This is a genomic window from Halioxenophilus sp. WMMB6 (assembly GCF_033283405.1).
Lineage (GTDB): Bacteria > Pseudomonadota > Gammaproteobacteria > Pseudomonadales > Cellvibrionaceae > Halioxenophilus.
This window is the reverse complement of record NZ_JAWMQR010000007.1, coordinates 105,843-117,929: the sequence shown is the minus strand read 5'-3', so window position 1 is coordinate 117,929 and position 12,087 is coordinate 105,843. Positions and strand designations below refer to the sequence as shown.

Below are 12,087 nucleotides of genomic sequence, written 5' to 3'. Positions count from 1 at the left end.
CTGCGGCATTCAGCTTTCTATTGCCCCATTGAGTTGGCTAGAATAGGCACCCCGCCAAAGCTGTTACTCAAAAACACCAACATGCCCCAAGATTTCGCCAGAAAGAAAAGCGCCACCCCTGCCAAAAAACGCCCTAACCGTCGGGTGAGCAAGAAAAAGGCGAGCAAAGCACCCATTCCCGCCTGGCTTTGGCTGCTCACCGGTGGTTTGGTGGGCGCCTTCACCATGTTTTTGCTGCACCTTAACGGCTTGGCACCGGCAGCGCCCGCTCCCAGCCAGGCAGCCGTGGAACCCACCACCAAAAATGAACAGGCCAGTAATAGCGAAAAAGTACCCGACACCCGCCTACAGTTTTACGACCTGTTGAAGGAGAACGAGGTCGCCGTCCCGGACTCCAAGATTCCCGAGATCCGCGAAACCGTCGACGACAGCCTGTACATTCTGCAAGCCGGCTCCTTCCGCCAGGCAACGGATGCCAGCCGCATGCGCGCCGAGCTGATCCTCCTTAACCTGGATGCGGTGGTCGAACAGGTCACCTTAAGCAACGGCCAGATCTGGCATAGAGTTGTGGTTGGCCCCTACAGCAACCGCTCGCAAATGACCAAGGCCCGCAACCAGCTGGTGGCCAACAACATCAACCCGCTGGTACTCAAGCGGCCCAAGTAAGCGGGCCGCCATTTCCCTTGAAATGACCCGGGCACGCCCCCACTGTGCCTATTCAACTTCTCCTCCGACCATCATCAAGGACTCCCTGTGGAACAGTACCGAGGCACTACCATCCTCTCCGTGCGCCGCGGCAATAAGGTCGTTATTGGCGGCGATGGCCAGGTATCCCTGGGCAACACCATAATGAAAGGCAACGCCCGCAAGGTGCGCCGCCTCTACCGCGATCAGGTGTTGGCCGGCTTTGCCGGTGGCACCGCCGATGCCTTCACCCTGTTTGAGCGTTTTGAAGCAAAACTTGAGGCCTTTGGCGGCCAACTTACCCGCGCCGCGGTGGAGCTGGCCAAAGATTGGCGTACCGATCGCGCCCTGCGCCGCCTAGAGGCCCTACTGGCCGTGGCCAACCAGGAGGCGTCACTGATCATTACCGGCAATGGCGATGTCATACAGCCGGAGGATGACCTGATCGCCATCGGCTCCGGCGGCCCCTTCGCCCAATCCGCCGCCCGGGCACTGCTCAACAACACCGAGATGAGCGCTGAAGCCATCGTCAAGCAGGGGCTCTCCATAGCCGCTGATATCTGCGTTTACACCAATCACAACCACGTGATTGAGTGCTTAGAGTACTAACGTTTGCCGCTCACTCGAGCACCGATTTAAGAGAGTGACTATGTCCAGCATGACCCCCAGCGAGATTGTGCACGAACTCGATAAACACATCGTCGGCCAACAGGACGCCAAGCGCGCCGTGGCCATCGCCCTGCGCAACCGCTGGCGCCGCCTGCAACTGGCTGAAGAGTTGCGCAATGAGATCACCCCCAAAAATATTCTGATGATCGGCCCCACCGGCGTCGGCAAAACCGAGATCGCCCGGCGCCTGGCCAAGCTCGCCAATGCCCCCTTCATGAAGGTGGAGGCGACCAAATTCACCGAGGTGGGCTACGTCGGCCGGGATGTCGACTCCATCGTCCGCGATCTGGTCGATATGTCGATCAAGATGTACCGCGAGCAAGAGAAAGAGAAGGTAAAATTCCGCGCACAGGACGCCGCCGAGGAGCGCATTCTGGATGCCCTGCTGCCCCCCGCCCGCGGCCTGGATGAAGAGAGCAAAGCCGACTCCGGCACCCGCCAGGTCTTCCGTAAAAAGCTGCGCCAGGGCGAGCTGGACGACAAAGAGATCGAACTGGAGGTAGCCGCCACCAAGATGGGGGTCGAGATCATGGCACCGCCGGGCATGGAAGAGATGACCAGCCAGCTGCAGAACATGTTCTCCAACATCAATCAGAACAAAACCCAAAAAACCAAGTTGACCATCAAGCAGGCGATGAAGCAGCTGGCCGATGAAGAGGCCAGCAAGATGATCAACGAGGAGGAGACCAAAGCCAAAGCCATCGAAGCGGCCGAGCAGAATGGCATTGTCTTTATCGACGAGATCGACAAGGTGGCCAAGCGCGAGGGCGCCAGCGGTGCCGATGTCTCCCGCGAGGGGGTGCAGCGCGACCTGCTGCCACTGATTGAAGGCTGCACGGTCAGCACCAAATACGGCATGATCAAAACCGACCACATTCTGTTTATCGCCTCGGGCGCCTTCCACTTGGCCAAACCATCGGACCTGATCCCCGAGCTGCAGGGGCGGCTGCCAATTCGCGTGGAACTGCAGGCGCTGACCCCTAACGACTTCGAGCGCATCCTCACCGAGCCCAACGCCTCGCTAACCGAGCAGCACACCGCGCTTATGGCCACCGAAGGGGTCACCCTCAACTTCACCGCCGATGGTATCCGCAAACTGGCAGAGACCGCCTACCAGGTTAATGAAACCACCGAAAACATCGGTGCCCGGCGCCTGCACACGGTGATGGAGCGTCTCCTGGAAGAGGTCTCCTTCAACTCCGGCAAGGGCGAAACCACAATTCAGATCGACGCCAGCTTTGTCGAAAGCCAGCTGGGCCAGCTGGCACAAAACGAAGACCTAAGCCGATATATCCTTTAATATCAGTGCCAGTTTCGGCAGAGCAGTCCGGTTTATTGAGCTATGAGATCCGACGCGCAAGCACCACCCAGCAAGATTAAGTTCCATCGCCAGACGCAAGAGCTGGAACTGCTCTTCGGCGACCAGAGCTACCGGCTGAGCGCTGAGTTCCTGCGGGTGCACTCGCCCTCCGCCGAAGTGCGCGGCCACGGTGAGGGCGAGGCGGTGTTGCAGTTTGGCAAGCAGCGGGTCACCATCGACAAGCTGGAACCGTGCGGCAACTACGCCTTGAAACTGGTGTTCAGCGACGGCCACGACAGCGGCCTTTACTCCTGGGGCTATCTGAAAGAGCTGTGCAGCAACCAGGCAGAACTGTGGCAGAGCTACCTGGAGAAGCTGCACCAGGCAGGACTCTCCCGCGACCCAGAGCTGCAAGTCATCAAACTGATCACTTAATTCCCCGGAGCACTCCGGGCAGGGCTATACCATGACACCAGGCGAATCGAATTCAACCGCCCACACTGTGCACTCTGAAGAGCCACCCGTATATGGGGTGAAGCGCTCGGTCACCCCCGGCCAGCGGCTACAAAAAGCCAGCTACTACTCCTACAAGGGGCTGCGCACCACCTTTCAACAGGAGCAGGCCTTTCGCTTCGAGTGTTACGCCCTGGCGGCAGCCGTCCCCCTCTCCTACCTCATCGCCAATTCCGCCCTCGACTACCTGATGTTGCTTGGCAGTGTGGTGATGGTGATGATCGTTGAACTGCTCAACACCGGCATCGAGATGATCGTCGACCGCGTCGGCCGGGAGCACAATGAGCTCTCTGGCCGCGCCAAGGATGCCGGCTCTGCCGCCGTCTTTCTGGCCATTCTGTTGGCCATGGCCACCTGGCTGGTGATTGCCATCACCTGATTGGCCGTCACCGGCCATAACCACCCCCGCCAATTGCAACACCCCGCCAACCACTACTGATATCCGTAGTATGCCGCGCACCCCAGCGCCCAGGGGCCTCCGCCCAGCCGAAAATTAGCGCTTTTTGTATAAGCTTTGCCTCATATCGCCGAGGCTGTGCTATACACTTTTAATCCTCGTCATGTTTTGTTCACACCTGCCGAAAAAATAATCAGCGGTAGCGGCGTGTAACCTTCCCGCTCAGGGCGACTGACGAGAACAACGGGTGTGAAATGGGACTCTACGTGGCGCAGGATATTATCGAAAACGATCAGGCCGTGACCGGCGCTGACAACGGCTCAGGCAAAACGCCAACCGGGCTGTTTCGCAAAATTGTGAATGACATTCGCGAGAACAGCGAACATCTACCCAGTTTGCCGACCGTGTGTGTGCGGGTTCGCAAGGGCTTGGCCAACCCCAACACCCAGGTGGCTGAGCTCGAGAAGATGATCGAACGCGACCCGGCGCTGTCGGCCTTCCTGCTGCGCACCGCCTCCAGCCCCATCTACCACAACCAGCAAAGCAATCCCAGCCTGCGCACGGTAATCCCGCTGCTGGGCTTCTCCACCATCAACAACCTCACCATGCTGCACAGTGTGAAGAGCCTGTTTATCAATCACGATCGCCAACTCAAGCCGCTGTGCCAGTTCACCTGGCGCCAATTGGCGCTGAAAGCGGCGCTGGCCTCACTCTTTGCCCAGAAACTCCATTTTCGCACCAGCGACCAGGCCATGCTCGCCGCCATCTACACCGAGCTGGGCTCCCTGGCCATTCTCTCGGCTCTGCGCAGCGCCGGCCAGGTACCCGATCTGCCCAGCTACCAACTGCTCTGCCGCAGCTATGCGGTCTCCTTGGGCAGCCTGATTCTGCGCAAATGGCAATGCGAACCCGAATACATGGCCGCCCTCAAACAGTGCGGCAACTGGGGCTACGCCGGTAGCAGCAAGCTGGAGCTGATCGATGTTATCAACCTGGCTCACTACCATGCCGCCACTATGCTACCCACCGGCCTGAAGCTGCCCGCCCTCACCGATTTGGTGGCCTATCAGAAACTTCCCGCCTCGCTGCAAGCCACCGACCAACGCGGCCAACTCGCCCTGGTGATGGCCGAGCGCAGTGTCATCGCCCGCCTGGCCAACACCTTTTTATAGCCGCTGTCGCAAATCGGCCTTGTTGGTTAAGGCCACCTCGTTCGTTTTAATCTAAAGTTATTAGTCAGCCCAACGCAGACTGGCGGCAGTAGCCCGTCGCCTGCCAATTAATCAAGGGCAGCACAACGCATATAAGGGGTAGACAGTGAAACGTTTTATTAAAACCGCCGTAGTCAGCGGTTGTTTCTGGCTGGCGGGGGCCTGCTCAGCCACACCGGTTATTTTCGATACCGACGTCGCCATTGATGACTGGTCGGCTCTGCTGCTATTGGCCAACCACCCAGACGTGGAGTTACTGGCGGTAACCGCCAACGGCGTGGGTGAAACCCACTGCCAACCCGCCCTGCGCAATATCCCCGCCCTGCTCGACCTCACCAAAGCCGCCGAGGTGAGCTTTGGCTGTGGTGACGATTACCCTATGGATGGCTTTTTTGTCTTCCCCGACCCCTGGCGGGAGCAGGCCGATACCCTCTCCGGCGTTGCCGTACCCGCATCAGACCGCATCGCCAGTGAGGCCCACGCCGTGGAGATTATCCATCAATCACTGGCTAAATCCAGCCAGCCGGTCACCCTCATCGCCACCGGCAGCCTCACCAACATTGCCCAGTGGCTGGCCAAATACCCGGACGACAAAAGCAAGGTGAGCCGCCTGGTGATTATGGGCGGTGCCTTCAAGGTGCACGGCAATATCGTTGTGCCCGGCTTTACCGATGGCCATCCCAACAACCAGGCCGAGTGGAATATCTATGTCGACCCCCTCGCCGCCAGTCAGGTGTTTGCCTCCGGCCTGGCCATAGAGGTGGTTGGCCTGGATGTCACCAACCAGGTACAGGTAACTCAAGCCTTCGCCAAAGAGTTTAAACAGAAGGCCTCCACGCCGGCGGCGGATTTTTGGGATATGGTGCTGGACGATAACGACTGGTTTATCGACTCTGGTGAGTACTACTTTTGGGATGTACTGGCAGCGCTGGTGGTGATCGACCCGGCCTTTTGTGAAGGCGAGATGCAGCCGGTGTGGGTGGAGTACCAGGTTGCCGACCAACCCAGCGCCTGGGACGCCAAGCACATCCCCGCCCTGCGCGCCGACGGCAGCAAACGCAACCACCTGGACCCGGCCAAATCGGGTATCACCCACCTGGGTGGCGACAACCCGCCCGTGAAAATCTGCACCAGCACCCTTCCCGAGCGGGCCTTCAGCCTGTTTACCCAAACACTCAATCACCGCTTCTAAAGCGCTTGGGGGTCGATCAGCGGGACGTTAAGCCAAGCACTGTTCGACCCCTAAGGCTTCTGCACCCTTCGGTTATTGGCGAATAGAAAATCGGTTAATACCCGGGGGAAGTTGATAGAGCTGTTATCCATATATTTGCTGGCACCACTACCACCCCCCGCCGGCCAGGCGTGACCGAGCCCGGCGATGGTAATGGCTAAGACGCGCGGGCCGCGGCTATCGCTCCAGCTCTCCTGCAGGCCATTGAGTTTTACGCCCGGCACCGCTGTAACCGCAGCATTTTTGGTGGCGCCATACAACTGGGCATAGGCTGCGGCACTCACCTCGGCATAACCCGGCGCCGCCAAGGAGTCCTGGTCACCCCAGACAATCGCCGCGATTTGTGTTTGCAGTGCCTCCGCCTGACTACCAGCCAGGGTTCGACAACCGGCCACCACCTGCTCGACGCTAACCGCCACCTTGCGGGTCTGCCACATACTGCTGCCCAATGCCGGGCCGGCCGCAATGCCACCACCGGCAAATAGCTCCGGCGCCAGGCAGAGCAGCACATTCACCATGCCACCACCGGATGAGAGGCCCGAGATATAGACCTGATTGGGGTCGATGTTGAGTTGCGCGCGCCCGATCAATTCGGCCACCAGTTGCAGCAGATTGTCATCGTGGCGAGTACTGCGGCTGTGATCACTTTTATAGTAGTCCCAGCAACCGGCCCAGGTGACCCCCTCATCGGGGGCGTTGGGGATGGCCACCACCATGCCATATTCATCCGCCGTTGCCGGCCAATTGCTCTGATCCCGAAATTCGGTGTCGTCGGCATCCTGTTGGCCACAGCCACCCAGGCTGACCATCAGCGCCCGACCGCTAGCGACTTTGGCCGGCGTCGACGGCAGGTATATCTGGGTCGGCATATCGGCAATTACCGTACTCTGCCAATCTCCCGCACAGCAACCCATCGATACCAGCATAAACAAAGCCGCCCTAAACCAAGAGCAACACAGCGTAGACGACATAAATAGTTTCCTAACCGAAAAATTAAACCTTGGCTACCATCAAACCATGGCAATTAAGAGACGCAGGGCAAAAAAATGGGGGAGTACACCTCCCCCGAACCCTGGAGAGAAAATCTGAGGTTAAACAAAATATCAATCAGCAAAAAATTCACTCGCGTGCGATACAGATAATAGACATACAGCAATAGAAATACCGCAATAGCAAATAGAGCCAGGCGCTTACGCGGCCGATCACAACAGACTGCGCCTGGATTCAACAGCTCTACCCATGACTTCCAATTATGAGTCTTAGCTATGGTTTTATCCTTGGCTCCCATCCGTGAGCCCTATCCCTGACGCCTTTCCCTGACTTCTTTCCCTAGCGGCTATCCCCAACATAGAGGCCAAACAAAGAGGCCAAAACGAACATGCCCTCAACATCATACGGGCAGTGTTAAAAAAATAGTGCTCCAAAGTTGCCAACTCTCCCATACCCAGCCAATCATCGGCAGCCACAGGTAACACCCAATAGCTGCCAGCTTTTATTTCGCCTTTCTATTATCGTCATTTGATCACGTCATAAAAAAGCGATTTATAAAAGCCGCTATTAAGGGGTCACCTTCAATAAGTCACCCTCAATAAGCCACCTTCAAGGAGCTGCCTGCAAGAAAGTGCTGATCAGCAACCGCTTTCCCATGCTCCTTTTTGATCTGGCCCGCGTGCCAGCCTGCGATTTTTTAATTCTGTTTTACCACTATCGATTTGTTATTTGGTCGATTGGTTATTTGGTCGATTGATTAGTGGCTTAGCCGACAAAGGCACCAAGTAACACCCAGTTGTTCACCAAAAATAACCAACACCCTATGTGAACGGTTTTCTCGTTTAAGAGCAAGCTTGCTCGGAGCATAAACCAACATGAGAGCAAACGGTGGTGCGTTAAAACCCTTTAACTGCAGAACAGATCAACCACTCAGTTAACAACCAAGCTTCCGGTTTTAAAATAGCGAGCGGGAAAAGCGTGTGGAGCTGCGAAGCCCGCTTACATAAACCGCAAGCAGGCAGCAGCCGGTAAAGATAGGACACAGACTAATTCAACAGATGTTGAATTTCAAGGCGTCGATGTTAGATTATTTTTTTGTATGATCTCCAGCTTTTTACTGCGAACAAAAATAAGACAAACCAATGAGTAGGCCATGGATAGTAAAATAGCGTAGCTGGCCGAGACCGCCGGGTTGGTCACCCCCATGGCCAAATTGAGCAGCAGGTGCGTAACCAGTGCCAGAACCGCAGCGGAAAAGGCCAGCCATACCGGCAGCTGCCGCTGGCTCATCACACCCAATAAAATAGGCACAAACGAGGCCGCCGCCAAACCATACACCCCTTTCTGGGCAAACAGGCCAATCAACGCCGGCGGCTGCCAGGCGATCACCCCACCAATCACACCCACGCCAACCAAAACCCAGCGCGACATCTGTAAACCCCGGCTGTGGTCACCGGTCAGTGGTACCACAATATCTTTTACCACCATGGCCGACAGCGCCACCAATATGCCATCGAGTGTACTCATGCCCGCCGCCAGCAGAGTGATAAAGACAAAGGTCAGCAGATATTGACCAAACGTGGAGTGGCTAAATTCGGACAACAGGTATTCCCGCACAACACTGTCCTGCTGTTCTATCTCTAGGCCGGACAGGCGCGCATAAAAGCCAATGGCCAACATTAATGAGAAACAGAAACCCACCAGCACCGCCACGAATATAAAGCGGTTTACATCCGCTTCACTTTTTATATAGAGCACTTTGGTCAGAATATGGGGCTGCAACATCAGCGCGAAGGTGACAATAAAACCCGAGATGAAAACCGAAAAAAAGCTGAAGTAGAGATTACTGTCCGGGTTAAACACCTTCGCGTAATTGACACCCACGCTCTGCAGTTGTGAGAAAAAGCCGCCATCAAAATAGCCAATCCCCTGCACAAAAAGGGCAACGGCAATCACCAGCATCATAATGCCCTGCAGGGTGTTGGTGTAGGCGTGGGCATAGGTTCCGCCCATTAACACGTAGGAGAAGACAAACACCAACACAATCACCAACGCGGCTTTCTGGCTGATCGGGAAGAGGCCCGTCATCAACAGACTGCAGCCCACCAAAATCAACACCACAAAGGTGATCGACAGCAGATTGATCAGGGCAAAGAAGAGACTAAAACCGCGGTGCTGATAACGGTGGTAGATCCAATCCGGGATGGTGAGCGCCTGGTGTTGAGTGCCGACCCGCAAAAAACGGCGCGATAAAATAATCAGGGCACAGGCGATGCCCAGACTGGCGGCAATACCGTAGTGAATAAACGCCGACAGGCCATGCACATAAACAAAACCAGGGTTGATCACAAAGGTGGCGGTAGAGGCCACCGATGCCGCAAAGGTGATACCAATCAACACCGGCCCCATATCTTTGTTACCGATGGAAAAGCTGCGGATATCGCGGGTGCGGCGCATACCCACCCAGGAGAGCCAATAGATGATAACGACATAAACGCCGCACAAAAGATACTTGAAAAGCTCAGGAGTCATTATGATTATTCTCCAGCAAATTTGCCTAGCACTATATTCAACAACTGTTGAATATACAAGCGCAAGACTCTAAGATGGCTCTATCCTCCGCCTTAATCGCTGCCTGAACTGCTATGACCCAAGAAATAAATCGCAAAGACCGGATTCTCGATGTCGCTGAAGAGTTGTTCTCCATTCACGGTTACGATGGCGTCTCTATCCGACAAATCGCCTCCGCCGCCGAGGTGGATGTGGCCTTGGCCAACTACTACTTTGGCAAAAAACTCGATCTGTTCCAGGCTGTATTTGATCGCCGGGCGCAGCTGCTGAGTGATACCCGACAGGAGGTGTTAAAACGTGAACAGGGCAAACAACAGAGCCTCGATCAGGTTATCGAAGCCTTCCTGTTGCCATTAAAAATGGCGCAGCAGACGGGCGACCCCGGCTGGCGCAACTACCTGGCGCTACTCTCCTACGTGATGACCTCGCCCATCTGGAACAAAGAGCTGATGGGCAAGGTATTCGATAAGCGTGTCAGTGAATTTGTCGCCGCCCTGAAAGAGATCTTCCCCAACGCCCAAGATGAGAAAATCCACTGGTGCTACCACTATATGTCCGGGGCATTGGCGTTAACGCTGGCACAAACCGGGCGAATTGACCGGCTCTCCAAAAACCGCTGTCGCTCCACCGATTTCGATACCGCCTATGAATTGATGGTGCCGTTTATGGCAGCGGGCTTGCGCGAAGTGTGCGGCTGAAAAAAGAGCGGCGGAAGTAAAACGAGAGCAGCGGAAAGAACGTAAAGAAAAAACAGAAAGAAGAGAGCGCAAAGTTAAATTAAAACGGGGTACAAATCTCGTACCCCGTTAAAGGCTGCCTGCGTTTAGGCACTCATCTGCAGGCCTTCACCAATTGCCTGGTTCACACAGATTAAAATCGCGTTCAAGTTCGCGCTTAAAACATCCTGGTTGCGGCTGATGCCACAGAAGCGTTCGCCGTTGATTTTAACCTGCACATAGGCAATCGCCTGCGCATCGGTACCCGAGCCAATGGCGTGCTGGTCGTAGTGAACAATCTCAATGGTGTAGCCCAGGCTCGCCTCAATGCCGTGGCAGAAAGCCGAGAGCGCACCATCACCCTGCCCCTGAATGGTTTTGTATTCGCCCTTGTCGTTTTTCAAGGTGGCGTGCACCGCTTCGTGGTCATTGCTGCGGTCGAGCGAGTAGGCGGTTAACTGGAAGCCGGTTTCGGAGGTCATAAAGGCCTCTTTGACAATCTCCCAAATCTGTTTGGAACTCACCTCACTGGCCGCCTGCTCGGCGTGGGCCTGTACCTTGCGGCTGGCTTCAATCTGCATCCAGCGCGGCATGGCCAAACCAAACTCCTGCTCAAGAATATAGGCAACGCCGCCCTTGCCCGACTGACTGTTCACGCGGATCACCGATTGATAATCGCGGCCGATATCACGCGGGTCGATAGGCAGATAGGCAACATCCCAGGCCTCCTCCTCACCCTGCTTGGCCAGGCACTTGCGAATCGCATCCTGATGGCTGCCGGAGAAGGCGGTGTAGACCAGCTCACCCAACCAGGGGTGACGGGGATGCACTTCAATTTGCGTGCACTCACTCACCACCCGCACAATTTCGTCGGCGTTGGCGAAGTCCAACTCCGGATCAATACCCTGACTGTAGAGGTTCATACCCATAGTGACGACATCCATGTTGCCGGTGCGTTCGCCATTACCCATCAGGGTGCCCTCTACCCGATCGGCACCGGCCATCAATGCCAATTCACCCGCCGCCACGGCGCTGCCGCGGTCGTTGTGGGTGTGGACACTGACGATAATGGAGTCGCGGCGATTGATACCGTCACAGAAGGTCTCAATTTGGTCGGCAAAGACATTGGGTGTGGCGCACTCAACCGTGGCCGGCAGATTGAAAATCGCCTTGTTTTCCGGGGTCGGCTGCCAGACTTCGATCACCTCATTACAGACCTCAATGGCGAAATCGATCTCGGTGCTGGAGAAGCTCTCCGGGGAGTACTCGAAGGTAAACTTGCACTCCGGGTAGCGCGCCGCGTAATCGCGCAGCAGTTCGGCACCGCGGCGGGCGATATCGACAATACCGGTCTTTTCCAGGCCGAATACCTTGTCGCGCTGCACCGGTGAGGTGGAGTTATAAACATGCACAATCGCCTGTTTGGCACCCTGCAAGGCTTCAAAGGTCCGAGCAATCAACTCCTCCCGCGCCTGCACCAACACCTGGATGGAGACATCGTCGGGAATCTGATTCTCTTCAATCAACCAGCGACAGAAGTCGTAATCTGGTTGTGAAGCCGAGGGGAAACCAATTTCGATCTGCTTGAACCCCACCTTAACCAGCAACTTCCACAGCTTTTGCTTTTGAGCCACCGTCATCGGCTCGATCAGAGCCTGATTGCCATCCCGCAAATCCACTGCACACCAGATAGGGGCTTGTGCAATAACTTGCGACGGCCAGCGGCGATCGGGCTTGTTGATCACCGGGCTGCGACGGTATTTCTTGTGGTTGAAGCTGGCGGGAGTGTTCATAACTTCCTCAAA

Annotated in this window: 11 protein-coding genes; 8 read left to right on the top strand and 3 right to left on the bottom strand. The window is 56.1% G+C overall.

Annotated elements, in window-relative coordinates; genetic code table 11:
• Positions 1–81 precede the first annotated feature (81 nt).
• The 7 genes from SBL51_RS16460 to SBL51_RS16430 all read left to right on the top strand — a co-directional run bounded on the left by SBL51_RS16460 (position 82) and on the right by SBL51_RS16430 (position 5,966).
• Positions 82–666, top strand: a complete 585-nt coding sequence (locus SBL51_RS16460) for an SPOR domain-containing protein (protein ID WP_317932185.1) — start codon at positions 82–84, stop codon at positions 664–666.
• 87 nt (positions 667–753) lie between these two features.
• On the top strand, positions 754–1,293 hold the full coding sequence (gene hslV / locus SBL51_RS16455; RefSeq protein ID WP_317932184.1) for an ATP-dependent protease subunit HslV: 540 nt from the start codon (positions 754–756) through the stop codon (positions 1,291–1,293).
• Between the two features lie 40 nt (positions 1,294–1,333).
• Entirely contained in the window at positions 1,334–2,653 is a 1,320-nt protein-coding gene (gene hslU, locus SBL51_RS16450) for an ATP-dependent protease ATPase subunit HslU (protein ID WP_317932183.1), read from the top strand.
• 42 nt (positions 2,654–2,695) lie between these two features.
• Complete coding sequence (locus SBL51_RS16445; RefSeq protein ID WP_317932182.1) at positions 2,696–3,088, top strand: DUF971 domain-containing protein; 393 nt, start codon at positions 2,696–2,698, stop codon at positions 3,086–3,088.
• Between the two features lie 31 nt (positions 3,089–3,119).
• Complete coding sequence (locus tag SBL51_RS16440; protein WP_317932181.1) at positions 3,120–3,545, top strand: diacylglycerol kinase; 426 nt, start codon at positions 3,120–3,122, stop codon at positions 3,543–3,545.
• Between the two features lie 272 nt (positions 3,546–3,817).
• On the top strand, positions 3,818–4,735 hold the full coding sequence (locus tag SBL51_RS16435; RefSeq protein ID WP_317932180.1) for an HDOD domain-containing protein: 918 nt from the start codon (positions 3,818–3,820) through the stop codon (positions 4,733–4,735).
• Positions 4,736–4,880: 145 nt separating this feature from the next.
• A complete protein-coding gene (locus tag SBL51_RS16430; RefSeq protein ID WP_317932179.1) occupies positions 4,881–5,966 on the top strand; it encodes a nucleoside hydrolase in 1,086 nt (361 codons plus the stop codon).
• Positions 5,967–6,016: 50 nt separating this feature from the next.
• Here SBL51_RS16430 and SBL51_RS16425 read toward each other — a convergent pair whose 3' ends face one another.
• A complete protein-coding gene (locus SBL51_RS16425) occupies positions 6,017–6,931 on the bottom strand; it encodes a PHB depolymerase family esterase (protein WP_317932178.1) in 915 nt (304 codons plus the stop codon).
• Positions 6,932–8,063: 1,132 nt separating this feature from the next.
• Positions 8,064–9,527, bottom strand: coding sequence for a sodium:solute symporter family protein (locus SBL51_RS16420; RefSeq protein ID WP_317932177.1), 1,464 nt, complete (start codon positions 9,525–9,527; stop codon positions 8,064–8,066).
• A gap of 113 nt (positions 9,528–9,640) precedes the next feature.
• Here SBL51_RS16420 and SBL51_RS16415 point away from each other — a divergent pair, with 113 nt between their 5' ends.
• Positions 9,641–10,264: a TetR/AcrR family transcriptional regulator gene (locus tag SBL51_RS16415; protein WP_317932176.1), complete on the top strand. Its 624-nt coding sequence runs from the start codon at positions 9,641–9,643 to the stop codon at positions 10,262–10,264.
• 125 nt (positions 10,265–10,389) lie between these two features.
• On the opposite strand, the gene leuA is transcribed toward SBL51_RS16415, so the two are convergent.
• Positions 10,390–12,075, bottom strand: coding sequence for a 2-isopropylmalate synthase (gene leuA, locus SBL51_RS16410; protein WP_317932175.1), 1,686 nt, complete (start codon positions 12,073–12,075; stop codon positions 10,390–10,392).
• Between the last annotated feature and the right edge of the window lie 12 nt (positions 12,076–12,087).